A 26,261-nucleotide genomic window follows, 5' to 3' on the forward strand; every position below is an offset into this window, starting at 1 on the left:
CCTCCGGGGCGGCGGGCCCTTCCGGCGGGCGGCCGGCGCCCGGCCCCCATCCGCCCTGTTGGTCCGGTGCCCGGGCCCCGCGCCCGGGCGCGGCCCCCCGCCCCCGGGACACGGGGATCCGTCCCCGGACCGCCCGGCCGTCAGTCCTTGCGGAGCTGGACCTTCACCTGGCCGCCGTCGGCCACCGTGCCGACGAGGGTCGGCTCCGGCGCGTCGGCGTAGGCGACGGAGGTGGCCAGCACCTCCGCGGCCAGGAACGCCTCGTGGGCCCGCACCGCCGCCAGCACGTCGTCCGATGACTCCAGGGTGAGCGCGATCCGCTCGGTCACGGTGAGGCCGGCGTCACGGCGGGCCTGCTGCACCAGCCGGACGACGTCCTTGGCGATGCCCTCGGCCGCGAGCTCCGGCGTGACCGCGGTGTCCAGCACGACCAGCCCGCCACTGTTCGGCAGCGCGGCGCTCTCATCCGGGTGGGAGGCGACCAGGCGCTGGGTGAACTCCCCGGGCAGCAGCGTGATCCCGGCCGCGGTCACGCCGTCCTGGCCGTTCTGGCTCCACTCGCCCGCCTTGACCGCGCGAATCACCTTCTGGGTGTCCCGGCCGAGCCGGGGGCCGCAGGCCTGCGCGTTGACCGCCAGTTCGAAGCGGCCGTGCGCGCCGACGTCGGTGGTGAACCCGACCTCCTTCACGTTGATCTCGTCGCGCAGGAGCTCGGCGAAGGGTTCGAGCCGGGCGGCGTCGGCGGCCGCGACGGTCAGCCGGGCCAGCGGCAGACGGACCCGCAGGCCGCGGGCCTTGCGTAGCGACAGTGCGGCAGACGCCGCCTGCCGCACCCGGTCCATCGCCGCGACCAGTTCGTGATCGTGCGGCAGGTCGTCGGCGGCGGGCCAGTCCGTGAGGTGGACCGAGCGCTCGCCGGTGAGCCCGCGCCAGATCTGTTCGGTGGTGAGGGGCAGTACCGGGGCGGCCACCCGTGCGGTGACCTCCAGTACGGTGTGCAGCGTGTCGATGGCGTCGACGTCGCCGTCCCAGAACCGCTTCCGGGAGCGCCGGACGTACCAGTTGGTCAGCACCTCGGTGTGGTCGCGGATTCGTTCGCAGGCGCCGGCGAGGTCATGCGCGTCCATGGCGGCGGTGACGTCGTCGACGAGAGAGGCGGTCCGCGCCAGCATGTACCGGTCCAGCATGTCGGTGCTGTCCGTCCGCCACGTGCCGCGCCGGCCTGCGGCCCCGGCGTAGAGGGAGAGGAACGACCAGGTGTTCCAGAGCGGCAGGATCGCCTGCCGCACGCCCTCCCGGATGCCCTGGTCGGTCACCACGAGGTTCCCACCGCGCAGGATCGGCGACACGAAGAGGAACCAGCGCATCGCGTCCGAGCCGTCGCGGTCGAAAACCTCGTTGACGTCCGGGTAGTTGCGCCGGGACTTCGACATCTTCTGTCCGTCGTCGCCCAGCACGATGCCGTGGGCGAGTGCCGAGGAGAACGCCGGCCGGTCGAACAGGGCGGTCGCCAGCATGTGCATGGTGTAGAACCAGCCACGGGTCTGCCCGTTGTACTCCACGATGAAGTCGCCCGGGAAGTGGTGCTCGAACCACTCGGCGTTCTCGAACGGGTAGTGCACCTGGGCGAAGGGCATCGCGCCCGACTCGAACCAGCAGTCCAGCACCTCCGGGACCCGGCGCATGGTCGATTTCCCGGTGGGGTCGTCCGGGTTGGGCCGGACCAGCTCGTCGATGTGCGGCCGGTGCAGGTCGGTGGGGCGGACGCCGAAGTCGCGCTCCAGCTCGTCCAGCGAGCCGTAGACGTCGGTCCGCGGGTACCGCGGGTCGTCGGAGACCCAGACCGGGATCGGTGAACCCCAGTACCGGTTGCGCGAGATGTTCCAGTCGCGCGCTCCCTCCAGCCACTTGCCGAACTGGCCGTCGCGGAGGCTCGAGGGCACCCAGTCGATCTCCTGGTTCAGCTCCACCATCCGGTCGCGGACAGTGGTGACCCGGACGAACCAGGAGTCGACGGCGCGCTGCATGAGCGGGTTGGAGCAGCGCCAGCAGTGCGGGTACGGGTGGTCATGGGTCTCGTGGCGTACCAGCACGCCCGACGCGTGCGGGGCCCCGTCGCGAAGGTCCCGGATGATGGTCTTGTTGGCGTCGAAGATCTGCATCCCCGCGTACGGGGCCACGTCAGGGGTGAACTCGCCGCGGGTGTCGACCGGGATCACCACCTCGATGCCGGCCGCGTCGGTGACCGCCTTGTCCTCCTCGCCGAAGGCCGGCGCGAGGTGCACCAGCCCGGTGCCGTCCTCGACGGTCACGTAGTCGGCGGCCAGTACCCGGTGCGCGTTCGCCCGGCCGACCAGGAAGTCGAACGGCGGCGTGTAGGAGAGTCCGAGCAGCTCGGCGCCCTTCAACCGGCGCAGGATCGTCGGCTCCTCGCCCAACTCCCTGGCGTAGTGCGGGACCCGGGCCTCGGCGAGGACGTACCGCCGTGCGCCGTGCTCGGCGTCGGTCTCCAGCAGCACGTAGTCGATGTCGGGGTGGACCGCAACGGCCAGGTTCGAGGGCAGGGTCCACGGGGTGGTCGTCCAGATCAGCGCGTAGGCCCCGTCGAGCCCGGTGCCCGACTCGGTGCCGGACTCGGCCGCGGAGAGCCGGAGCCCGACCGTGACGGCCGGATCCTGTCGGTCCAGGTAGACGTCGTCCATCTTGGTCTCGGTGGCTGACAGCGGCGTCTCGCAGCGCCAGCAGTACCACAGCACCCGGAAGCCCGAGTAGACCAGGCCCTTCTCCCAGAGCTGCTTGAACGCCCACATGACCGATTCCATGTAGGAGAGGTCGAGGGTCTTGTAGCCGTGGTCGAAGTCGACCCAGCGGGCCTGCCGGGTCACATAGTCACGCCATTCCGAGGTGTACCGCAGCACCGAGGTGCGACAGGCCTGATTGAAGGCCGCCACGCCCATCGTGTCGATCTCGGACTTGTGCTTGATGCCGAGCTGGCGTTCCGCTTCGACCTCGGCCGGAAGGCCGTGGGTGTCCCAGCCGAACCGGCGCTCGACCCGTCGGCCGCGCATCGTCCGGTAGCGCGGCACCGCGTCCTTGACGTAGCCGGTCAGCAGATGACCGTAGTGCGGCAGGCCATTGGCGAACGGAGGCCCGTCGTAGACGACGTACTCGTTGTTCCCGTCCTCGCCGGCCGGGCGTGCCTCGACCGATGCCGCGAACGTGTCGTCGGCCGCCCAGAAATCGAGCACCTCGCGCTCCAACGCGGGGAAGGAGGGATGGGCCGGGACGGCGGGGTAGGCGGTGCCGGGTTGGTCGTCCATCATGTTGCTCCTCGTGCAGCGGGGTCGAACTTTGCTGGCACGGGGACGACGGCCCGGTCCGGGACGCCGCGGTACCACCCCGCTTGCCGCCCACGGGTGGGCGACCTCTCATAGGCGGCTGTGACGGGCCGCTCCCGTCCGGTTCTACTCCGGGCCTTTCCGGTCCGTTTCTTCCGGAGGCTCCCCGGTGATGGCCGGATCGACGCCTGGAACTATGCAGTTGTGGGGCCGAAATTCCCGGCCGGGCCATTCGGGGTGACCAGGGGCGATCGGCAGGGTCGAATTCCCGAAGGCTCGCGCATAGGCTACCCGATTCGCCGGGCCCGATGTCACGGGTTTCGGCACTGACGATTCGACAGATCATATGGGGCCAAGGACTGTTGGGCCGCCATCAGTCGGCGTAGGCGTTCGCCTGTCGTCGGTAGAGCTCGGCATAGCGACCTGACGCGTTCATGAGTTCACGATGGGATCCCTCCTCGACGACGGTGCCGTTGTCGAGCACGACTATCCTGTCGGTCATGCGGACGGTAGAGAACCTGTGCGAAATGAGAATGGCTATTCCGCCGCGCTCCGCGACTAATTCCCGCACCTGGCCGGCGAACCGCTGGAACAGTTCGTGCTCGGCTGCCGGGTCGATCGCGGCGGTCGGCTCGTCCAGGACGAACAGGAGCGGGCCGCGCCGCATCAGGCCTCGGGCGACGGCGAGCTTCTGCCCCTCGCCTCCGGACAGCTCGACGCCGTCGAACACCGGGCCCAACTGCGTCTCCAGACCGTCGGCGAGCTTGGCGACGAGCGCCGTGGCGCCTGCCCGATCGATCGCGGCGGAGGCCGCGGCGGGATCGTCGATCCGGGGCAGGTCGCCGAGCCCGACGGCTTCCCGGACCAGGGTCTGGAATCGGGTGAAGTCCTGGAACACCGCCGTGCACTGCGCGGACCACTCGGCCGGGGCCAGCTCCGGCAGCGGAGTCCCATCGATCAGGATCCGGCCGGAGGTCGGCTCGGCCAGTCCGGTGAGCAGCTTGACCAGGCTCGTCTTCCCGGCGCCGTTGAGGCCGACGAGGCCTACCACCGTCCCGGGGGCGAGCCGCAGGTCGACGCCGTCCAGGACCGGGCGGCCGGAACCCGGATAGCTGAAGGAGACGTTGTGGAGCTCGATGCCCCGGGTCAGTCTCGCCGGCGCTGCCGCAGAGCCCCGGCGTGCCCGGGCGGCGTATTCCGTGAACCAGACGTAGTGGTCGATCGTGCGAGCGCTCTCGGCGAGCCGTCCGGTGCCGTACACGGCGATGGCCACCTGCTGGGTGAGCTGTCCCATCAGTGAGATCAGCATGACGATGTCCGCAGGCGTGGCCCGCCCCTCCTCGCGGAGGTGGACCAGGGCAGTGAAAGCTGCTGCCATCGCGGCGAAGAAGCAGACCCAGCCGGTCAGTTCCCACCGCAGCCCGCGGATCCGAGCCCGGGACTCGGCCTGCCCGGCTCCCGACCAGAGGTCTGCGGCGCGCCGGTCGAGTTCGGCCGCACTGCCGGCCACCCGGACGTCCTTCGCGGCTGCCGGCCGGGTACAGAGTTCGTGCAGTTCCCGCTCCAGCCGGGCCGCCGAGGCCGAGGCCTCCCGCGCCTGCCGGACCAACCGCCGGCCCCGGGAGGCGCAGTAGAGCATCGGGGCGGCCGCGAGCATCACCGCCGGGAGGAACGGATCGACCTGGGCCAGCAGCCAGACACCGAGTGCCAGCCCCAGGACCGCCCCGGTCGTCTCGGCGGCGAACCAGCAGGTCTCGGCCATGTCCCGAGTGCCTTGGCGCAGCCGCGTCAACCGGTTCGCGTACTCCGGGTGTTCGAGGTGTGCAATCGTCGGCACGTTCGCCGCCGCGGCCAGCACCTCCTGGTCGAGATCGCGCGCGACGAGCTCGCCCAGGTCCGCGCAGCGGAGCTGGCGCAGCCGGGTGAGCGCGTTCTGCGCGGTCATGACCGCGATGCCGAGCGCGGCAGCCAGCAGTACGGCGGACGTCGAGCCCCGGCCGGCGCCCTGCACGATCCAGCGCTGCGCCGCCGCCGTCCCGGCCAGCGAGGCCGAGGCCGCCAGGATCAGCAGGGCGACCAGGACCACGCCGCCGCGATCGGCGCGTAGCCCGAGCGCGAACAGGTGCCGCGCGGTGCGGAGACGCTTCGTCATGACGCGGCCGCCTCGGTGTCGAAGTGCTCCGACTGGAGCCGGAAGAGGGTCGCGTAGACGCCGTCGCGGTCCATGAGGTCGGTGTGGTGGCCGGACTCGACGATCCTCCCGTTGCGGAGGACGACGATCCGGTCGGCGTGCCTGAGCGTGGAGAGCCGGTGTGAGATCAGCACGGCGGAGGCGTCCCCGATGGTGGTGGCGACCCGCTGGAAGAACTCCGTCTCGGCCCGGACGTCGAGGTTGGCGGTCGGCTCGTCGAAGACGACCAGGCGGCGGCCGTGCGCCACCCCGTAGAGCGCGCGGGCGATGACGATGCTCTGCCACTGGCCGCCGGAGAGGTCCCTTCCGGCCTCTCCACCGCGCCACAGCACGGTGTCGAGCCCGTCCGGCAAGGTCTGCACCAGCGGTCCCGCACCGGCGCGGTCGAGTGCACACCGGACGGCCGCATCGTCGGTGGGTCGCTCGGGCGCGGCCAGCGCGACGTTGTCGCGCAGCGACGCCGGGTACCGCAGGAAGTCCTGGAAGACCACGGCGAGCCGACGGCGCCAGTTCTCGACGTCCAGCTCCGTCAGATCGGTGCCGGCCACGGTGATCCGGCCGTGGGTCGGAGCGTGCAGACCGGCCAGGAGCTTGATCAGGGTGGTCTTGCCCTCGCCGTTGGCCCCGACGACGGCCAGTACCTCGCCCGGGTGGATCTCCAGGTCCAGGTTGTCGAGGATCTTCCGGGAGGCCCCCGGGTAGCTGAAGGAGACCGCCTCGAAGCGGACCGGGCCCTCCAGATCGACCGCACGCCCCGCTTCCCCGTCGGGCGTCGGGCGAGAGCGCTCCAGCCGGTCGAGGGCCCGGATGGCGCCGAGGCCGTAGGCCAGGTCCAGGTCCTGGCCGAGCAGCACGCCCATGCCCCAGACCGTCATGGCCGCGACCAGGCAGGTCGCCAGCTCGCCGGCGTCCAGCGAGCCGCTGGCGGCGGCGGCCCCCGGGACGATGAGGGCGCCGGCCGCAGAGAGCGCGGTCAGGACGATGGGCGCCGTCTGCCGGCGGACGACGGCCCGCCGAGCGGCCCAACGGACTGACATCCACGCGTGATGCTCGGCCCGGCGCCGCTCGATGATCCAGCCGGCCAGTCCGAACAGCCGGACCTCCTTGCCCGCCATCGGGCCGGCCGCCACCTCCGACCAGTACTCGGTCTTCCGTTCACCGGCGATCGCGGCGTCCTCGACCGCCACGAGGTGGACCCACTGCTTCCGGATCACGGCCCGGTTGAGCATGCTCACCACCAGCAGCGGCAGGGCGAGCAGGGGCAGGTGCCATGCCAGCACCGCGGTCGCCGCGACCGTGCTGACGAGCCGGGCGAGGAGATGTACCTGCCCGGTGGTGGCCGTTCCTGCGGACCGGGTGCGCCAGGTGAACCCCAAGTCGGTCGCCCGGGCGGCATCGGCCATGAAGCCAGGCTCGGAAAGATGGCTGATCTCCCTCGGGGCGACCGCCAGTTCGCGAATCCTGCGGCGCACGTCACCGTCGATGGCCCACGCCACTCGGTGCTCGAAGATCTGCTGGACCGCCGAGGAGGCCTGGAACAGCAGCATCGTGCCGAGGAATCCGCCGAGTGCGAGGAACGCCGCCGAGCCTGCCGAGTCTTCGGTCCGCGCGACGGCGCCGACCAATCGGCCGGCCGTCATCGCCGTCAGTGGTGCGGCCAGGACCAGCAGTCCAGCCGCCCCGACGAGTCCGATCCGGTCCCTGCGCGGAGCGAGGTTGAGAAGCCGTAACAATCGCCACCGTTCGTGGATCAGCTCGCGCAACGGACCTGCTCCAACCCCGTCCAAGGAGACCCTCCGTCCCGTGACCGCTCACGTGATCGATCACGGAATTATGGTTCCACCTTCGTGTGCTGTCAATCGGCGAGATCCTCGCCCTCCACCGGTTCGACGTCCACCTCATGGACCGCACGTCACAGCGGTCCGGTCGGAGTTCGGCTTGCGGGCTCTTGGCTCGGCCGGGCAGTCTGCAGCCCGGTACCGGAGCGCCCGTCGGCGAGTGCCGAGGGGTGTGAGTCTCACGGAGTCAGTAGACGCCGCCCAAGCGCGGTGACCCGCGCAGGTCCCTGGCGGAAGTCCGATGCCGGCGCCGGCCCCACGGCAGCGCGGGGCAGTCGAAGTCGAGGGCTTCCACCCCGCCGTCCCGAGACCTCGGCCGGCTGCTCCAACGTCAGCCGTGCCGTGCGGCGGTGGCCACGCAGCACCTCCCCGCAACCCGGTCGGTTCGTGTCACCCGTGGAGTCGCTCCTGATCAGCGGCGATGGCAGGGACCGTGGGCGTTGACCTGGGTCACGGCGGCTCCGGCCAGCCGCTGGTAGCGGGTCGCGATCTCCTCGGCCTGACCGAGGGGCAGCTCCCCGCCGTGCTCCTCGGCCCGCGCGATGGTCTCCTCCGGTCCCAGGTCCCGGTTGGCCAGCACGATCGCGTTGACGGCCGGCCGGCGCATCCGGTCGTAGCGGCGGAGCGCGGCCTCGGCGTCGCCGTCCCGGGCCAGGCACCAGGCCCTGGAGAAGGAGTTGGGAGAGGCCCTGTTCGAACGCCTGCCCCGGCAGGTGGTTCTCACCTCCGGGGGCGCCGCCCTGCTGCCGCACGCCCGCGCCTGCCTGGCGGCGGCCGCGTCGGCCGTCCTGGAGTTCGCCGACCGGTCCGGTCTGCTCAGCGGAGCGTTCGCACTGGGGACCGTCGGCGGTCTGGAAGGCACCGGCATCCCCCGGCTGCTGGGGGAGTACCACCGCCGGTACCCCCGGGTCGCGGTGAGTCTCATCGGGGCGTCGAGCCCGTCGCCGCTGGTGAAGGTCCGCGACGGGGAGATCGACGCGGCCGTGGTCGCGGGCCCGCCGGACGGCGAACCCGCCGCCGTCGCCTCGCGCGTGCTCCTGGAGGACCGGATCGTCGCGGTCCTCCCCGCCGGAAGCCGGCCCGCGAACCGTCCGATGACCCTCGATGAGGCGGTCCGGAGCCCGGTCATCAGCTACGGCCCCGACAGCGGAGTGCACGCGTTCATCCGTGCGGCCTTCGCCGCGGAGGAGCTGCGGCTGGACATCGCCTACGGGACGAACGACGTCGCCCTCCAACTCGCGCTGGTCGCGGAGCGGATCGGTGTCGCCCTGACCTCCCACGCGAGTCCGGTCCTCGCCGCCGACCGGCGTTTCGTCGTCGTGCCGCTGGAGCCCGCCATCCGGTTGCGGAAGATGTTCGTGTGGCGGGCGGGAACCCGGCCGAGCGCGCCGTTGCGGGCCTTCCTCGACCTGTGGACGGAGCTGTCCGACCGACCGGCGCGTGACGGGGCTGTGCCCGGGGCCACCACCGGTGGATGACGTCCGGCGGGGTGGGACGGGTCGCGGCCTCGCCGCAGAACCGGGCCTGCCCGTGTCTCACCCGCCGGATGCCCGCAGGCCGGCGCGGTACTCCCGAGGTGACATGCCGACCTCCCGGCTGAACGTACGACTGAAGTGGAACTGGCTGGCGAACCCCGATGCCGTGGCGATCCGGCCGACGCTCAGGTCAGTGGCGGCGAGGAGCTGGGCGGCCTGGCGCATCCTCGCCTCGCGTACGGCCTGCATGGGCGTCAGACGGACCTCCAGGGTGAAGAGGTGCGCCAGTCTGGACGGTGACAGGGCGACGGCCCGGGCCAGCGATGCGACGCTGTGCGGAGCACCGGGCTCGGCCGCGATCAGGGCTTGGACCTGCCGGACCCGAGGGTCGCCCGGGACGGGCCGGCGCGCGGCGACCGTCGCCAGCAGCAGCACTTCCTCGACCGCGTTCAGCACGAGCTCACGTGCCTCGGAGGATTCCGCGACCACGGGTCGGGCGGGGCGCGACGGCGAGGCCGGCAGGGCGTGCCCACTCCACCGCGCATCGCCGCACGCGCGCAGCAGCGCCTGTTCCATCCGCTCGGAGCCGGCACCGGGGACCACATGGCAGCCCGGCCCGAGGGCGTACGGTGCCAGCCGGCGCAGCCAGGCCGGCCTGGGCTGGAAGTGCACCCACCAGAACCGCCAGCGGTTCTCCCCGGGCGCCGTCCGGTAGTACTGGGCCTGCTCCGGCCCCAGCACCACCAGATGCCCCGGCTCCGCCCTGGCTACCACTCCGGCCTGCTCCACCAGTCCGGCGCCGTCCAGGGTCCACATCAGCAGCCAGCTCGGCGAGCCCTGCGAGCGGCGCACCGCGTAGCCGGACGGCTGGTCGAAGTGACCCAGGATCACCAACTCGGCAGCCGGAACGGACATGTCATCGGCCGTCATGGCCATACCTGGGCACGGTCGCGCCTCCTATCGTGAGGGCATGAGAGTCGCCGACTTCCACGAGCACGGATACATCGTTCTACCAGGGCTGTTCTCCCCCGACGAGGTGGCGGAGCTGCGGGAGGAGTTCATGCGGTTGCACGCCGCAGGCCCGATCCCGGGGCACTTCACCCCGTCGCCGCAGGAGCCCGGGCAGCCGTACGACATCCTGCGCGAGTTCCCGCGGATCATGCACCCCCACCGGGTGAGCCCCCTCGCCCTGCGCCGTCTGCTGGACCACCGCGTCGCCGCCGTCCTGCGTGAGCTGCTCGGTGAGGAGCCGCTGGCAGCCCAGAGCATGTTCTACTTCAAGCCGCCGGGGGCCCGGGGCCAGGCGTTGCACCAGGACAACTTCTACCTCCGCGTCGAGCCCGGCACCTGTGTCGCCGCCTGGCTGGCGATCGACCGGGCCGACCGGGCCAACGGCGGACTGGAAGTCGTACCCGGGACACACCGCATGGACCTGTTCTGCCCCGAGGACGCCGACGGCACCGCCTCCTTCACCCGCGAATACGTGCCGCCACCGCCGGGCCTGTCGCGCCACCCGGTCGACATGGACCCCGGGGACGTGCTGTTCTTCAACGGCAGCCTGGTGCACGGCTCGCAGCCCAACACCACAGCCGACCGGTTCAGGCGCAGCTTCATCTGTCACTACACCGGACGCTCGACCGAGCGCATCTCGGCGTGGTACCCGACCCTGACGATGGCCGGGGAGCCGGTCGAACTGCCCGCATCGACGGCCGGCGGCCCCTGCGGTACCGAGGACTCGGGCCCGCACTGACGCCGGGCCACCCTCACCCGCGGCACTTGCCGACGTACGGACAACACTGGTGGCTCGTACCTGCATCAGAAAGTCGAGGTGCGGCGGAGGAACCCGCGGCTCACCCGGGGCCCACCGACGATGTCGGACCGGCTGACCGGGGTGGTTGTCTTGGCCGCGCTCGGGGTCGGGTGTGTTGTTCAGGTCGTCCGGCCCGCAGGAATCAGGCGGTTTGCGGTGTGAGGGTGGGGAAGGGCCGTCCGTCGAGCGTCCAGTGCGGGTCGGGCGCGATTCCCAGGGCGGCGTAGACGTGGGCGGCGACATCGGCGTGGCGGAGACTGTCCGGCCTGGTGGAGGGGGTGAGGCCGGGGCCGCTCGCGGCTATCCAGGCGGTGCGCTCCAGCGGGCTCCGGCCGCCGTGGCCGCCTTCGTCGCGGTGGCCGTGGTCGGTCACCGCGATGACGGTCCACTCCTCGGCCCGGGCGTCGGGACGCTCGCGCAGGGCGGTGAGGAGCTGTCCGAGGCGTCGGTCGGCGGCCTCGATCGCGCGGCGGTACTCGGGGCCGCAGCCGAGGAAGTGGGCGGTCTCGTCGACCGCGCCGAGGTAGACGAAGGAGGCGTCCAGGTCCTCGCCGGAGCTGAGTGCCCGTACGGCTTCGGCGGTCACGCTCCGGTCGCACTCCTCCCAGGCCTGCGGGGAGTCCTCGCGCGGGGCGATGTAGGCGAGCCGGCTCGGGGCCGCGAAGACCGGGCCGCCCTGCCGGGCCAGGAACAGGGGTTCCCAGCCGCCGGCGGCAAAGGTCCGCAGCCCGTGTTCGGTGGCGAGCCGGGTGGTGAAGTCGGGGAACACCCCGAGCCGGTTTCCGGTGAAGTTGTTGCCCCAGACGCCGTGCTTGGCCACGCCGACGCCGGTGACGATCGTGGTCCAGCAGGGGCCCGACATGGTCGGGGTGCCGTCGTCGATGTGGACGGGCGCGAGGAAGCCGGCGTTCGCGAGCCCGTCGAGGTGCGGGGTGTCCAGCAGCGGCAGCAGGTCGAGGCGGACGCCGTCGATGCCGACGACCAGGACGCGGGGCGTGGCCATGTGCTCGGGTCCTTCGTGGGGAGGGTGGCGAAGGGGGCGGGGGTCAGATCGTCCGGCGCAGCCGGATCAGGCGGCTGGCGTAGTCGCCGGCGGGCAGCCGGAGGTCGATGCCCCGCCGGGTCAGGACGGCGCCGCTGTGGGCGGTGCCCTCGTCGACGTCGAGGTAGCGGGCCGCCGGGTCCAGGGCCGGCAGGGCGAGGCCGGGGGGCTGGTGGCCGAACCGGGTCGCGGGGCGCCAGGCGAGGACGGCGTGTTCGGCGCCGTCCTGGGACGCGTAGTGCACGGCCGTCACTCCGCCGGGGCCCGTCAGGCGGTGTTGGCGGCCGTGCTGGACCAGGGGGCGGATCTCCTTGTAGCGGGCGACGAATGCGGCGGCCTCGTCGAGCTCCTCCTCGGACCAGGCGGTGAGGTCCGCGCCGAGGCCGAGCGCGCCGGCCATGGCGACGTGGAAGCGGAACCGCAGAGGGGTGGTGCGGCCGGTGGCGACGTTGGGGCTGTCGGTCACCCAGGCGGCCATGGTCTGGGCGGGAAAGAGCTGGCTGAAGCCGTGTTGGATGCCGATCCGGTCGACGGGGTCGGTGTTGTCGGAGGTCCAGACCTGGTCGGTGCGGGCGAGGATGCCGAGGTCGGCCCGTCCGCCGCCGCCCGCGCAGGCCTCGATGCGCAGGCCCGGATGGTCGGTGCGGAGGCGGTCCATGATCCGGTGGACGGCGCGGGTGTGGTCGATCCAGAGCCGGTCGGGGTCCGGGTGGCCGGCCCATCCGGCTTCGGTGACGACGCGGTTGGCGTCCCACTTGAGCCAGTCGACGTCGTTCTCGCGCACCAGTTGGTCCAGGGTGCGGTGGGCCCAGGCCTCGACGTCGGGGCGGGCGAAGTTCAGCATGAGCTGGTTGCGCAGCTCGGTGGCGTCCCGGGTGGGGGCGTGGACGACCCAGTCGGGGTGGGCGCGGTGGAGCTCGCTGTCGCGGTTGACCATTTCCGGCTCGACCCACAGTCCGAAGGCCATGCCCAGGCGGTGAACCTCGTCGGCCAGTGGGCGCAGCCCGTCCGGGAACGCCTCGGGCCGGGGTTTCCAGTCGCCGAGGCCGGCGCGGTCACTGGTACGGCCGCCGAACCATCCGTCGTCGAGGACGAAGAGTTCGGCGCCCAGGCGGGCGGCCAGTCGGGCCAGGCGCAGCTGGCCGGCCTGGTCGACGTCGAATCCGGTGGCCTCCCACGAGTTGTAGACGACGGGTCGGTCACGCTCGGGGTCGGGCAGGACGGCGGTGCGGAGGTGGGTGTGCCAGGCGCGGCTGGCGCCGCCGAAGCCGTGGCGGGAGTGGAGGCCGGCGAAGACGGGGGTGTGCAGGCGCTCGCCGGGCCCGAGGGTCCAGGTGAGTCCCTCGTGACCGAAGCCGCCGGTCCAGGTGGTCCGGCCGACCGGGTCGCGGTGCACGGTGATGCGCCAGCTTCCGCTCCAGGCCAGGGCGGTGCTCCAGACCTCGCCGTGTTCCTCGTCGGCGGTGCCGTCGTCGAGGGCGAGCCAGGGGTTGGCGTGGTGGCTGGTGACGCCGCGTCGGCTGGTGAGCACGGTCTCGGCGACCGGGAGCCGGTCGCGGTGCAGTTGGAACTCGCTGTTCCAGCCGCCCACGAGGTGGCTGAGCCGGTAGTCGGGCAGTGCCGGCGCCGTCCAGGAGGCCGAGTCCAGCCGGTCGACGCTGATCGGGCCCGAGTCGTCGGCACCGGTGTGGGTGAGCTCCACCCATCGTTCGATGACGTCGCTGTCGGGGCGGACGCGGTAGCAGAGCTCGGCGGCCAGCGGGTAGCGGCGGTCCGCCAGGCGCAGGCGCAGCTCCCCGCCGTGGACCGTGTGCCCGGTGAAGGACCACTGTGCGCCGCGGGTGCCGTCGGCGAATCGCACCTGGAGGCCGGCGGGCCCGAACCGCGCACCGGTCTGCGGGGCCAGCTCGTCCGGCGCGGGGTCTGCCTCGAAGCTGCTCGCGGCGGGTGAGGCGGCCGCCGGCAGTCCACCGAGGGCGTCGGTGTCGAGCGGTGCCCCCCAGTGCAGATGCCGGGGGCTGCCGTCGGCGCCGATGCGTACGGCGTAGACGCTGTTCGGGGTCCGTAGGACCGCCAGCCCGCGGGCGGGGTCGAAGAAAGCGGATGAGGGCGTGGTAGGCACAGGAGGTCCTGAGGGGTGTCGAGCGACGCTGGGGGTCAGGCGCGGACCGGAAACGGCCGGTCGCCATGGTGAACGACGATGGAAACGCCCGGAGTTGGGCCAGAGCGTAGGACCGCCCGGAAGGGAAATCAATACTGGACGAAGTTATTTATTTACCGGTAGGTTGCCGCCGTGTTTCCAAACCACTCGCGGCCACTGGTCACCGCACCGGCCGAAACCGCCGTCCTCGCCCTGCTGCTGGCCGAGAGCCCGCTCAGCCGGGTGGAGCTGGCCCGCCGGACGGGCCTGTCCTCGACCGCTGTGACCAAGGCCGCGCGACCACTCATCGACGACGGCTACCTGCACGAACTCCCCCCGGAGCGCACCGCTCCAGGGGCCGGACGTCCCGTCAACCCGCTCGCCGTCACTCCCGACCGGGAGTTCTTCGTCGGTGTGAAGATCAGTGCCGACACCCTCTTCGGCACGGTCTGCGACCTGCGGGCCCGGATGCGCACCACCGCCGTCCGGCCGCTGGGCGAGCGCGACCCTGCCGCCGTGTGCGCGCTGCTGACCGACCTCGTCGGTGAACTCCTCGACGCGAGACCCGAGTACCGGGCCCGCACCCGGCACCTGGGCATCGCGGTCTCCGGCGACGTGGACCGCCCCAGGGGGCGCGTCCGCTACTCCGTGCTCCCCGGCTGGCGCGACGTGCCGCTGGCGGAGACCGTCGCCGCGGCGACCGGCCTGATCGTCACCGTGGAGAACGACGTCAAGGCCCTCACCGCCGCCGAGCACTGGTACGGGGAGGGCATCGGCACCGAGTACTTCGCGCTGGTCACGATCGGAGCCGGGATCGGCTCGGGGATCGTCGTCAACGGTGAGCTGGTCACCGGCGCGTACGGGGTCGCCGGCGAGATGGGGCACATCAGCATCGACCCGGTCGGGCCGCGGTGCCACTGCGGCCAGGTCGGCTGCGTCGAGGCCGTCGCCTCCAGCGACGCCATCCTCGCCACCGTCCGCCGCGCCACCGACGACCCGGACCTCGACTTCGACGGTGCCGTCCAGCTCGCCCGCGGCGGAGAACCCGCCGCCCGCGACGCCTTCGCCCGGGCCGGCCGCGCGATCGGCACCGGCATCGCCACCCTGGTCAACCTGCTCGGTCCCGAGCGCGTCGTCGTCACCGGCGAAGGACTCGACACCTACGACCTCTTCGGAACGCACATCAAGGAGGCCTACGCCGCACACTGCTTCAAGGCGGCGGCGAGGTGCCCGCTGACCCTGCGTCCACTCCCCTGGGAGGAGTGGGCCCGCGGAGCCGCCGTCGTCGGCATCCAGGCCCTCCTGCCCTGAAGGCCCCTGACGAATCGCCACCACGTCGCCCCCGGGCAACCCGGGATCCGCCGATCACCAACCCGAGCCTCCGGCACGACCGATGTCCGTCACCGCCTGCCAGCCGTGAACGTCGGACACCGGCCACGCCGGACAACCACCCGTACGTCCACACCCTCAGCCCGAAGGATGCGAAGTGAGCGCACAGACATCCCAGCTTAGCCGCAGAGGATTCCTCGGCGGATCCGTCCTGTTCGTCGCCGGAGCAGCGGTCGGCTGCACCAGCAACCCGACCGGCGGGGCCTCCGGCGGGGCGAAGACCACCCTGAACGTCTGGTCCCACGCCTACGGCGAGGCCGGCACCCAGCAGGCCCTCACCCGCTACGCGGCCGCGTTCACCAAGGCCAACCCGGACATCGCGGTCAAGGTCACCTGGACCCCGGGCGACTACGCCGGCAAGCTCAGCGCGACCCTGCTCACCGACGCGGCCCCGGACGTCTTCGAGATCGGCGACTTCAACGACGGCCTCGCCTGGCACGGCCAGATAGCCCGGCTGGACGACCTCTACGGCAGCGCCAGGTCCGACTTCAACCAGGGCGACCTCGACACGGCGACCGTCGACGGCAAGCTCTACGGCGTCAAGATGATCGACGACGTCATGATGCTCTACTACCGCAAGAGCGCGCTGTCCAAGGCCGGCATCACCCCGCCCGACACCTTCGACGCGCTCGTCGCCGCGGCCAAGGCCCTGACCACCAAGAACACCAAGGGCCTGTTCCTCGGCAACGACGGCCTGGGCGACAGCGCCATCATGGCGGTGTGGTCCAACGGCGGCGACCTGGTGGCCGACGGCAAGGCCGTCTTCGGCTCCCCGCAGGCCGCCGAGGCCGTGGCCGGCCTCAAGCGTCTTCACGACGACCAGTCCCTGCTGCTCGGCTTCACCACCGACTGGTGGGATCCCGCCGCCCTCGTGCAGAACGTCACCCCGATGCAGTGGGGCGGCCTCTGGTCGATGCCCGCCATCAGGACCGCGCTCGGCGACGACTTCGGCGTCCTGCCCTGGCCCGCCTACAAGCCGGGCGGCACGCCCGTCGTGCGCGTCGGCGGCTGGACCAGCTGCGTCAACGCCAAGGGCAAGAACGTCGACGCGGCCAAGAAGTTCGTCCAGTGGCTCTGGATCCAGCAGACCGACCTGCAGAAGGACTGGGCGGAGAGCTACGGCTTCCATGTTCCGCCGCGCAAGTCCGTCGCCGCCTCCGCCGACAAGGTCGCCCAGGGCACCGCCAAGGAGACGGTCGAACTGGCCGCCAAGTACGGCCGGCACAACCCCGGCACCTGGAACAGCGCGGTGAGCTCCCTGTTCAGCGCCGCCGCGGCGAAGATCGTCAGCGGGCAGGGGGACGCGTCCTCGCTCCTGGCCGACGCGGCCAAGCAGGCCCAGAGCGAGATCGACAAGCAGCGCGCCTGATGAAGCCCGTACCCTCGACCGCGCTGCACGACGAGCGTGCCCGGCGCCCCACGGCCCGGCCGCAGGGCGCCCCCACCCGCCGGCCCCGCACGGATCGGCGTGCCTGGGGAGCGTTCGCACTCCTCGCCGGGCCCCTGCTGATCGGCGTGGGCGTCTTCAAGTACGTCGCGATCGGCTGGAGCTTCCTGCTCAGCCTCAGCGAGGCCCGCGGCACCATCGCCCTGGGCCACTGGGTCGGCCTGGACAACTACCGGGCGCTGCTCTCCGACGCCGTGTTCCGCAGATCGCTCGTCCAGATCCTGCTGTTCACGCTGTTCATCGTGCCGGTGACGTTCGCCGCCTCGCTGGGACTCGCGCTGCTGGTGCACCGGATCCGGCGCGGCCGGGCCCTGCTGCGCACCGCCTTCCTGATCCCGGCCGCCGTCTCCTACGTCGCGGCGTCCCTGGTGTGGAAGATGTGCCTGTTCAACGGTCTGCCGGCCGGGATCGCCAACACCATCGGCGGATGGTTCGGCATGTCCGCCGTCCCGTGGCTGCAGACCACGTCACCGCCGCTGTACTGGGTCGTCCTCGTCACCCTCCGCCTCTGGCTCCAGGTCGGCTTCTACATGGTGCTCTTCCTGGCCGGCCTCCAGGGCATCCCCAAGGAGATCCACGAGGCCGCCGCGCTCGACGGCGCCACCGGCCTGCGCCTGCTGCGCAGGATCACCCTGCCGATGCTGCGCAACACCTCGGTGGCCGTCCTGATGCTGCAGTTCATCGCCGCCTTCCAGGCGTTCGACGAGTTCTACAACCTGTTCAACAGCGGGCTGTCCGGGGCGTCGACGGCCCCGGTCCGAACCCCGCTGGTCTATCTCTACGACACCGCGATGGGCGCCCAGAACTACGGTCTCGGATCGGCCGGAGCCTTCGTGCTCACCGCCCTCATCGTCGGGGTGACCCTGCTCCAGGGCCGGGTCACCGGCTTCGGCAAGGGTGAGGAGTGAGCGGAATGAGAAGCACGCGAGAGCTGTCGCAGGTACTTCGCCGGTGCGCGCGGGGGGTGCTGGCGGGCCTGCTGACGGCAGTGTTCCTGGCTCCCTTCTACCTGATGCTGCGCAACGCGCTGATGGACGCCCGGGGCCTGACGTCACCGCAGTGGACCTGGTGGCCGTCGGCCATGCACTGGGAGAACTTCAGCTCGCTCTTCAGCGACCCCGCCCTGCACATGGGCCAGGCCCTCGGCAACTCGCTGCTGATCGCCGCGATCACCGCCCCGGTGTCGACGATCCTCGCCTCGGCCGCCGGATACGCCCTCGCGCGGATACCGGTGCCCGGACGCGGCGTCCTGCTCGCCCTGGTGGTGGCCACGCTGATGATCCCCGGCTCGGTGACGTTCGTGCCCACCTTCGTCCTCGTGGGCTCCATGGGCGGGGTCAACACGCTGTGGGGAATCATCGCACCCGGGCTGTTCAACCCCTTCGCCGTCCTGCTCTTCCGCAACTTCTACCTCCAGTTCCCCACCGAGATCGAGGAAGCCGGACGCCTGGACGGGCTCGGCTGGTTCGGCCTCTACCGCCGGATCGCGTTGCCGTCGTCCGGAGCGATGCTGGCCTCGCTCGGCGCGCTCGCCTTCATCGACAGCTGGAACTCCTTCCTGTGGCCGCTCGTCATCGGTCAGGACCCGTCCGCGTGGACGGCCCAGATCGCCCTGTCGACCTTCCTCACCTCACAGACCATCAACCTGCCCGGACTGTTCGCCGGAGCCGTCGTGACCATCACACCGCTGGTGGCCATGTTCCTGGTCGCCCAGCGCTACATCGTCGAAGGCATCGCCACCAGCGGACTCAAGGGCTGAGCCGCCCCCGGTCCGCCCCCCATGACTCCGGACCGTCCGGTCCGGGCCGCACCACCTGAAGATCCGAGGCCCCACCCCCACCCCTGGAGGGGAAACCATGAGATCAGACAGTTCGCCTCCCGCCGTCCGGAGCTCCTTCGCCCGAATCCTGCCCGCCGCGGCCGCCGCGGTGACCCTCGTCCTCGGGGGAACGTCCGCCTCCGCCGCAGCGCCCCCCACCACCGCCTCGACCACCGCGTCCGCCATGACGGGGACGCAGCTCGCGGCTTCGTGGACCGGTCCGCTGAGCACCCGGGGCCGGTACATCGTCGACGCCAACGGCGACCGCTTCAAGCTGAAGGCCGGCAACTGGGCCGGCGCCCAGGGCACCTGGGAGGGCAGCGGGGACGTCAACGATCCGGCCAACAACCAGGCGGGACAGGTGTCGCACAACATCCCGCTGGGCCTGGACCGGACACCGCTGACGCAGATCCTGGCCGACTTCCACGGCCTGGGCCTCAACAGCATGCGGCTGCCGTTCGCCAACGCGCTGATCCACGACACCAGCACCGTGCCGGACGCGGCGGTGGCCGCCAACCCGCAACTGAAGGGCAAGACCCCGCTGCAGGTCTACGACGCGGTGGTCGCCGCGCTGACCGCCGACGGCTTCGCGGTCATCCTCAACAACCACACCACCACCTACCGCTTCTGCTGCGGCCTGGACGGCAACGAGCGGTGGAACAGCAGCCAGTCCACCGAGCAGTGGGAGGCGGACTGGCTGTTCATGGTGCAGCGGTACCGGACGAACAAGCGTGTCGTGGGCGCGGACCTGCGCAACGAGGTCCGCCGTGACACCTGGGACAACCCCAACTGGGGCTGGGGCGACTCCCACGACGAGTACGCCGCCTTCGAGGAGGCGGGCAACCGGATCCTGGCTGCCGACCCCGACATGCTGGTCGTCATGGAGGGCATCAACTGGTCCGGGATCCCGACCGCGATCACCTGGCACGAACGGCCGATGCTCACCCCGGTGCGCAACCTCTCGAACACGCTGGTCCGGTCGGACAAGCTCGTCTACGCGGCCCACTTCTACGCCTACACCGGGCCCGCCAACACCGGGGCGGAGAGCGGCCCGGGCTCCACCAGCGACCCCCGCTACCAGGACTTCACCCCCGAGCAACTCGCCCAGGTCGTCAACGACGAGGCACTGTTCGTCACCCAGTCCGGCCAGCACTTCACCGCGCCGGTGTGGATCAGCGAGTTCGGCGCGGCAGGCCGCGGCTCGACCAACGCCAAGGAGCAGGCCTGGTTCCACAACTTCACCGACATCCTGGTGAAGAACGACACCGACTTCGCCCAGTGGCCGGTCGTCGGCTGGAGCGACGCCAACGGCAACCCGCAGGACAACTGGGCACTGCTCTCCTACGACGCCACCGGCAAGCGGCTCGGCCTGGGCGACCCCGGCGACTGGCGGGCCGCCGACTGGAACAAGCTGATCAACGCGCCGAGCCTCACCGGCCCGGTGGCACCGGTCACACACTGGAACATGCTCGACCTCGACTTCGGCGACCAGAACGTCTCCACCCGCATGCTCGCCCAGGGCGACTGGTCCAACGGCAACCGCAAGGGCAACTGCCCCGACACCGAGCGCCTGGTCGGCCTCGGCCGCGGCGACAGCCGCGGTCTGTGCACCGACGCCGGCCAGCCCGCCGCCGGAGCCGGCGACTGGGTGACCGTCACCGACGAACGCTACGTCACCCACGGCGACTGGGCCCCGGGCTACAACAAGCTCCAGTGCCCCGACAACACCTACGCCGTCGGCTACAGCGCCCACAGCAACGCGATGTCCGCCCTGCTCTGTGCGCCGGCCGCAGCTCCGCTGCCGACCACCGGGCGCAACGCCTGGTTCGACCACGGCGACAACCGCCCCGCCACCGGCGGCTCCACCGCCAGCGACTGGGCACCCGGCTACTACAAGGGCCAGTGCGCCGACAACGAGTACCTCGCCGGCGTCGCCTACACCTGGAAGTGGAACCACGGCGGAGTCCCCGACGCCCTGCTCTGCCGCCCGCTGAGCTGACCTGACAACCGTCTCGATCGCAAGGAGCACCACGGCAATGCCACGACTGGAGATCGCCGCAGACGGCTTCCGTCTCGACGACCGACCGCTGCGGATCATCTCCGGCGGGTTGCACTACTTCCGCGTCCATCCGGAGCAGTGGGCCGACCGGCTCCGCAAGGCGCGCCTGATGGGGCTGAACACGGTCGAGACCTATGTCCCCTGGAACCTCCACGCGCCCCGGCGCGGGGAGTTCCGGCTGGACGCAGGTCTCGACCTGCCCCGATTCCTCGACCTCGCCGCCGCCGAAGGCCTGCACGTGCTGCTCCGCCCCGGCCCGTACATCTGCGCCGAGTGGGAGGGCGGCGGCCTGCCCTCCTGGCTGCTCGCCGACGAGGACATCGAACTGCGCAGCCGCGACCCGCGCTACCTGGAGGCGGTCGACGCCTACCTCGGCGCCCTGCTACCGCCCGTTCTCCCGTATCTCTCCAGCCGCGGCGGCCCGATCCTCGCCGTCCAGCTGGAGAACGAGTACGGCGCGTACGGCGACGACTCCGGCTACCTCGAGGACCTGGCGGAGATGCTGGAACGACACGGAGTCGACGTGCCGCTGTTCACCTGTGACCAGCCCTCCGATCTGGCACGCGGCGGCCTCGACGGCGTCCTGCGCACCGTCAACCTCGGCAGCCGGGTGGACGCCGGGCTCGCCGAACTGCGCGGGCAACAGCCGTCCGGGCCGCTGATGTGCAGCGAGTTCTGGATCGGCTGGTTCGACCGTTGGGGCGGCACCCATGTCACCCGCAGCGCCGCCGACGCCGCGGCGGACCTCGACCGGCTGCTCGCGGCCGGCGCCTCGGTGAACATCTACATGTTCCACGGCGGCACCAACTTCGGCTTCACCAACGGCGCCAACGACAAGGGCACGTACCGCCCCACCGTCACGTCGTACGACTACGACGCGCCGCTGGACGAGGCCGGCGACACCACCCCCAAGTACACCGCCTTCCGCGAGGTGATCGCCAGGTACGCGTCCGTCCCCGCGGAACCGGCACCCGGGCCCGCCCCCAAGCTCGCCCCGACCACCGTCGAACTCACCACCTGTGCAGGCCTGCTGGACCAGCGCGAGCGGCTCGGCGACGCGGTGCACGCCGACCGACCGCAGACCATGGAACAGCTCGGCCAGTCCGTCGGCTTCGCCCTCTACGAGACGGCACTCCCGGCGGCCGGACCGGCCGTCCTGCACATCGCCGAGGTACGGGACCGCGCCCAGGTCTTCGTCGACGGCCAGCCGGTCGGCGTCCTGGAACGCGAGAGCCACGAGCACACGCTCTCCTTCCACGCCCCCCGCCGGGGCGCGCGGCTGTCCGTACTGGTGGAGAACCAGGGCAGGGTCAACTACGGCCGGGGCATGCACGACCGCAAGGGGCTGCTCGGCGAGGTCACCGTCAACGGGCGGGCCCCGGAGAGCTGGGACAGCCGGCCGCTGCCGCTCGACGAGCTGGGCGGACTGTCCTTCACCGCGTTCGAGCCCGCCGCGCCCCCGGTCGGCCCGGCCTTCCACCGCGGGCACCTGGACATCGAACAGCCGGCCGACGGCTTCGTCTCCCTGGACGGCTGGACCAAGGGCCAGGTCTGGATCAACGACTTCGCACTCGGCCGGTACTGGTCCCGGGGCCCGCAGACCACGCTCTACGTCCCCGCACCGGTCCTGAAGGCCGGCTGGAACGAGATCACCGTGCTCGACATGCACGGCTCCACCACCCGCACGGTCGAACTACGGGGCACTCCCGACCTGGGCCCCACCGAGGACTGAGGCCGACGACGCCCTGGATTCCGCACCTCGCCCGACGACCGGCCCGCCGTCCGACGAGCCCACGACCGCGGCGCCAGGCCCGCAGCTGTGTGGGCCCGGCACCGCGGGCGGCTACCTCCTGCCCTGCTTGTTCCAGTTGTCCCAGGTCGGCCGGTTGCCGAACACCGGCGTGACGGTCCCGCTGGTGAGGAGAAGCAGCGGCCCGGTCGTGCCGCGAGAACTCGCCCGCCACACAGATCGCCCGAGGCCGCCGCCAGTCGACCGCCTCCGACACCTCGACACCCAGGCGTCTACGCACCAGCGCCTCGACCCCTTCCTTGCCGCCAGCCACTCCCGCAGGAAGCTCGCGACGGTGGTGCGGCGGTCCTCGGGGACCCCGCGCAGCTCACCGTCCAGCACCGCCTTCATCTCCCGGGCCGCCTCGGCCCGGCCGGCGAACCCGCCCCGACGGCGGGTACGGCGCCAGCCGGCCTCCCGCGCCAGGTCGACGGCGTACGTCCACCTGCCGTGATCCGGCTCCTCCGACAGGCGCACACACCACGGACTCAACTGCCTCCCACGCCCGTTCGAGTAGCCACACCGCCGGCCGGGCGAGTGGGCGAGGCGGCGGAGTCGTGGACCCGGTCGGTCGGGTTCTCGACGTCGAGGGACGGCATCGGCGCGGGCGACGAGGTGGCGGCCGCGGGCGGTGGAGTCGCGGTGTGGGGCGGCGCCGTGGCGGCCGGGGCCGCTCGGGGCGGTGCAGGGGTGGCCGTGCCCGGAGCCGCCGGGGCGCTCGGCGAAGCGGCCGTCGTGGTGGACGCTTTCGTTTCAGTGGCCGTCGGGGACACGGTCGAAGGCGTTGCCGTGGCGGCGGTGGTAGGAGCCGTGGTCGGGCTGGCGGGCTGGTTGTCGCCGCCCTTGTCCGCGTCGCAGGCCGAGGCGGTTCCGAGCGCGGCGAGGATGAGGACGACGATTCCCACGGCTCTGTGTCGGTGCATGCGGTGGGATCTCCCGATTCTGGCGGACGGTGTGGCCGTGAGACGACCTCCCTGCGCAATCGGTTCCGTCGGCGCGGCCCCGACCCTCCCCGGTCGGCGATGCCTTGACCACCAGCTGCCGGCCGACACTCCGTTCTCCTGAACTGATTTCACAGAATTGGCTTTAATCATTCGTTATGCCGATTCCCTTCCCAGCGTGCCATTGCACCGGCCAGGCTTCGGTCTGCTCAAGTCGGGGCGCGCGACCGCGCATCCCGGACGCCCAGGGGAGGACGCACCCGTGCCGAACAGGAAACGACGACGGCTGCTCGTGAGCGCTGTCACGCTCACCGCGCTCGGCCTGACCACCACTCAGGCCCTCGCCGCCCCCGCCGCTCAGCCCGGGACCCAGCCGGTCCCGGTACAGCACCTGACCGAGATCGGCCAGAAGCACGCGCAGAAGGTCAAGGGCAAGACGGCGACCGGTCAGGCCTTCTCCGCCAAGGCCGAGTCCGGCGAGGGCGAGGGCGACGAGGCGGAGAACTCCGCCGAGGGCACCGCGCAGTACACCGAGGCCCGCACCGCCCCCGGCGTGGTCGCACCCGGCGCCTACGGCGCGGCCTGGGCCCAGCTGCAGTCGCTGCCGCGCACCGGCGGCAGCTGGGACCACGTCACGGACAAGCCGTACAACGGGGACGACCCGCGCTACCGCGACGTCAACTCCAACTCCAGCGGCGGCGCTGGCTACGTCACCGGCCGAATCACCGGCCTGGCGGCCGACAGCGACGGGTACGTCTACGCGGGCGGTGCGAACGGCGGGGTGTTCCGCTCCCGTACCGGTGGCGGGCACTGGGAGGCGATCGCCGACAAGCTGCCGACGCTGTCCACCGGCACCCTTAACCTCGACGGTGGCGGCCGGCTCTGGTACGCCACCGGTGAGTCCAACACCGGTGCGACCTCGTACGTCGGCACCGGCGTGTACGTGCTCTCCGACCCCGAGCACGGCGAGTTCCAGCCCGGGAACCGGGTTGGCGGGGCCGAGCTGGAGTCCACCACGATCCACCAGTTGCGGTTCGCCGGGGACAAGGTGTGGGCGGCCACCAACCGGGGCGTGTGGAGCCACTCCACCACCACGCTGTCGGGCCCGTGGACGCTGGAGTTCGCACCCAACCCCGACTACCTGCCGGGTGGTTCGAAGGCGGCCGACCCGTCCGCGCCGTACAAGAACATCGCCAACGACGTCGCGATCGACCCCAAGGACCCGTCGAAGGTGATCCTTGCCGTGGGCTGGCGCGGCGGCGACACCTACAACGGCTTCTACAGCAAGGCCACGGACGGGAGTTGGCAGCGCGTCGGCTCGCTCGGCGACCTGCCGACGGACGCGGCGAACGTCGGCAACGTGACCTTCGCGCGCTCGGCGGACGGCTCGCGCTACTACGCCATCGACCAGTCCCCCGACGTCATGGCGCACAACCCCGACACCGGCCTCAAGGGCGTCTACGTCTCCAAGTCCGGCTCCCCGGCCGGCCCGTGGACCCTGGTCGCGGACAAGGACAAGCTCAAGGGCTCCGGCTCCGCGCTCCAGGACGCGGGCTACCAGCCCGGCATCCAGTCCTGGTACAACCAGTTCCTCCAGGTCGACCCGGCCAACCCGGACCACGTCTGGGCGGGCCTGGAGGAGGTCTTCGAGACCACCGACGGCGGCGCCAAGTGGGCCACCATCGCCCCGTACTGGAACAACCCGTTCCCGTGCTGGAGCATCGACCCCACCAAGCAGACCGGCGACTGCTCGCCGACCACGCACTCCGACCAGCACGCCGTCGCCATCGGCAGCAACCACGGCCAGGCCTCGGTGTACGTGGGCAACGACGGCGGCATCTACACCCGCCCGGTCAACGGCCAGCTGGACGCGGGCGGCCACGCCAAGGACTGGAAGTCCCTCAACGACGGCACCATCGACACCCTGCAGTACTACTCGGTCGGCGTCGGCAAGGACCCCGCCGACCGCTCCGGCAAGGGCGTGATCGTCAGCGGCGGCCTCCAGGACAACGGCGAGTCCATCCTGCGTGCCCACGACAAGGTGATGGGCTCCAACTTCGGCGGCGACGGCGCCGACACCCTCGTCGACCCGGCCAACGGCTGCAACATCGCCGAGGAGTACGTCTACCTCGACATGTGGGTCACCCAGAACTGCGGCGTCAACAACGGCGGCTGGACGAAGGACCCGAGCAAGGCCACCTCCTACGAGGTGGCCCCGCCCGACAAGGACCTCGGCGGCGCCGGGGCCCGCTTCATCGCCCCGATCACCGCCGACCCGAAGGACGGCAACACCTGGATCGCCGGCGGCCGGCACGTCTGGGTCCAGCACAAGGGCTACGCGATCCGCAGCGGCAGCGAGTGGACCAGTGCCTACGACCTCGGCGAGGGCTACGTCGCCACCGCCGTCGCCACCGTCAACGGCACCGTCTACGCGGGCTGGTGCGGTCCCTGCAACAACCAGGGCTTCAGCCGCGGCATCGCCGTCGGCAAGACCGACGGCACCGGCTGGCACCAGCTCAACCTGCCCGTCGACGGCACCCTGCCCAACCGGTACGTCTCCTCCTTCGCGGTCGACGAGAACGACGCCCAGCACGTCTTCGTCTCGTTCAGCGGCTTCTCCCGCAGCTGGACGGAGGGCCCCGGCGCCGGGATCGGCCACCTCTTCGAGACCCACGACGGCGGCACGACCTGGACCGACGTCTCGGCCAACCTGCCCGACGTGCCGGCCACCTCGATCAAGCTGCTGCCGAACGGCGGCCTGGCCCTCGGCACCGACCTCGCCGCGTTCTACCGCGCGCCCGGCACCACCGACTTCAAGGTGCTCGGCAAGGGCCTGCCCACCACCTCGGTGCAGCAGCTCAAGATCGGCCCCGACGGCAAGCTCTACGCCGCCACCTTCGGCCGTGGCATCTGGTCCTTCGACCTGCGCCGCCTCGGCCGAGGCCATGGGGTCGACGAGGACTGATCCCTTTCGCCTCGCTGC

17 protein-coding genes are annotated in these 26,261 nt (G+C 71.6%); 9 read left to right on the forward strand and 8 right to left on the reverse strand.

Annotated features, from left to right (window positions below):
• Nucleotides 1-140: 140 nt before the first annotated feature.
• The 4 genes from ileS to ACIO5E_RS13855 all read right to left on the reverse strand — a co-directional run bounded on the left by ileS (nt 141) and on the right by ACIO5E_RS13855 (nt 8,091).
• Entirely contained in the window at nt 141-3,320 is a 3,180-nt protein-coding gene (ileS, locus tag ACIO5E_RS13840; RefSeq protein WP_400666989.1) for an isoleucine--tRNA ligase, read from the reverse strand.
• 391 nt (nt 3,321-3,711) lie between these two features.
• On the reverse strand, nt 3,712-5,490 hold the full coding sequence (locus ACIO5E_RS13845; protein ID WP_400666991.1) for an ABC transporter ATP-binding protein: 1,779 nt from the start codon (nt 5,488-5,490) through the stop codon (nt 3,712-3,714).
• Complete coding sequence (locus tag ACIO5E_RS13850; RefSeq protein ID WP_400666995.1) at nt 5,487-7,292, reverse strand: ABC transporter ATP-binding protein; 1,806 nt, start codon at nt 7,290-7,292, stop codon at nt 5,487-5,489. Before ACIO5E_RS13850 ends, ACIO5E_RS13845 begins: the two co-directional genes overlap by 4 nt.
• 487 nt (nt 7,293-7,779) lie before the next feature.
• On the reverse strand, nt 7,780-8,091 hold the full coding sequence (locus ACIO5E_RS13855; protein WP_400666997.1) for a hypothetical protein: 312 nt from the start codon (nt 8,089-8,091) through the stop codon (nt 7,780-7,782).
• Between ACIO5E_RS13855 and ACIO5E_RS13860 the strand changes: the two genes are divergently transcribed.
• Nucleotides 8,081-8,845 (forward strand): LysR family transcriptional regulator substrate-binding protein, encoded by a 765-nt coding sequence (locus ACIO5E_RS13860; protein ID WP_400666999.1) that lies wholly within the window; start codon nt 8,081-8,083, stop codon nt 8,843-8,845. The two genes, ACIO5E_RS13855 and ACIO5E_RS13860, sit on opposite strands and share 11 nt — an antisense overlap.
• A 57-nt stretch (nt 8,846-8,902) precedes the next feature.
• On the opposite strand, the gene ACIO5E_RS13865 is transcribed toward ACIO5E_RS13860, so the two are convergent.
• Nucleotides 8,903-9,772 (reverse strand): helix-turn-helix domain-containing protein, encoded by an 870-nt coding sequence (locus tag ACIO5E_RS13865; RefSeq protein ID WP_400667001.1) that lies wholly within the window; start codon nt 9,770-9,772, stop codon nt 8,903-8,905.
• Between the two features lie 40 nt (nt 9,773-9,812).
• Here ACIO5E_RS13865 and ACIO5E_RS13870 point away from each other — a divergent pair, with 40 nt between their 5' ends.
• Nucleotides 9,813-10,592 (forward strand): phytanoyl-CoA dioxygenase family protein, encoded by a 780-nt coding sequence (locus tag ACIO5E_RS13870; RefSeq protein ID WP_400667003.1) that lies wholly within the window; start codon nt 9,813-9,815, stop codon nt 10,590-10,592.
• 202 nt (nt 10,593-10,794) lie between these two features.
• Here the strand turns inward: ACIO5E_RS13870 and ACIO5E_RS13875 are convergent, their stop codons facing one another.
• Together ACIO5E_RS13875 and ACIO5E_RS13880 are read right to left on the reverse strand one after the other, a co-directional pair.
• Nucleotides 10,795-11,655: an alkaline phosphatase family protein gene (locus ACIO5E_RS13875; RefSeq protein WP_400667005.1), complete on the reverse strand. Its 861-nt coding sequence runs from the start codon at nt 11,653-11,655 to the stop codon at nt 10,795-10,797.
• Nucleotides 11,656-11,698: 43 nt separating this feature from the next.
• The gene (locus tag ACIO5E_RS13880; RefSeq protein WP_400667007.1) at nt 11,699-13,816 is read right to left on the reverse strand and encodes an alpha-galactosidase; all 2,118 of its coding nucleotides are present in this window, start codon (nt 13,814-13,816) and stop codon (nt 11,699-11,701) included.
• 171 nt (nt 13,817-13,987) lie between these two features.
• On the opposite strand from ACIO5E_RS13880, the gene ACIO5E_RS13885 reads away from it, so the two are divergent.
• The 6 genes from ACIO5E_RS13885 (at nt 13,988) to ACIO5E_RS13910 (ending at nt 22,280) form a co-directional block, all read left to right on the forward strand.
• Nucleotides 13,988-15,145: an ROK family protein gene (locus ACIO5E_RS13885; protein ID WP_400667009.1), complete on the forward strand. Its 1,158-nt coding sequence runs from the start codon at nt 13,988-13,990 to the stop codon at nt 15,143-15,145.
• A 175-nt stretch (nt 15,146-15,320) separates the two neighbouring features.
• Nucleotides 15,321-16,592 (forward strand): ABC transporter substrate-binding protein, encoded by a 1,272-nt coding sequence (locus ACIO5E_RS13890; protein WP_400667011.1) that lies wholly within the window; start codon nt 15,321-15,323, stop codon nt 16,590-16,592.
• A complete protein-coding gene (locus tag ACIO5E_RS13895; protein ID WP_400667013.1) occupies nt 16,592-17,578 on the forward strand; it encodes a carbohydrate ABC transporter permease in 987 nt (328 codons plus the stop codon). Before ACIO5E_RS13890 ends, ACIO5E_RS13895 begins: the two co-directional genes overlap by 1 nt.
• Nucleotides 17,579-17,583: 5 nt before the next feature.
• Nucleotides 17,584-18,429, forward strand: a complete 846-nt coding sequence (locus ACIO5E_RS13900) for a carbohydrate ABC transporter permease (RefSeq protein ID WP_400667015.1) — start codon at nt 17,584-17,586, stop codon at nt 18,427-18,429.
• A 97-nt stretch (nt 18,430-18,526) separates the two neighbouring features.
• Nucleotides 18,527-20,488, forward strand: a complete 1,962-nt coding sequence (locus tag ACIO5E_RS13905) for a glycoside hydrolase family 5 protein (protein ID WP_400667017.1) — start codon at nt 18,527-18,529, stop codon at nt 20,486-20,488.
• Nucleotides 20,489-20,525: 37 nt separating this feature from the next.
• Nucleotides 20,526-22,280 (forward strand): beta-galactosidase family protein, encoded by a 1,755-nt coding sequence (locus tag ACIO5E_RS13910; protein ID WP_400667019.1) that lies wholly within the window; start codon nt 20,526-20,528, stop codon nt 22,278-22,280.
• A 111-nt stretch (nt 22,281-22,391) separates the two neighbouring features.
• Here ACIO5E_RS13910 and ACIO5E_RS13915 read toward each other — a convergent pair whose 3' ends face one another.
• Nucleotides 22,392-22,829, reverse strand: a complete 438-nt coding sequence (locus ACIO5E_RS13915) for a hypothetical protein (protein WP_400667021.1) — start codon at nt 22,827-22,829, stop codon at nt 22,392-22,394.
• Nucleotides 22,830-23,570: 741 nt separating this feature from the next.
• On the opposite strand from ACIO5E_RS13915, the gene ACIO5E_RS13920 reads away from it, so the two are divergent.
• Entirely contained in the window at nt 23,571-26,243 is a 2,673-nt protein-coding gene (locus ACIO5E_RS13920) for a glycosyl hydrolase (protein ID WP_400667023.1), read from the forward strand.
• Nucleotides 26,244-26,261: the final 18 nt, after the last annotated feature.

The organism is Kitasatospora sp. NPDC087314, from assembly GCF_044744365.1.
GTDB lineage: Bacteria > Actinomycetota > Actinomycetes > Streptomycetales > Streptomycetaceae > Kitasatospora.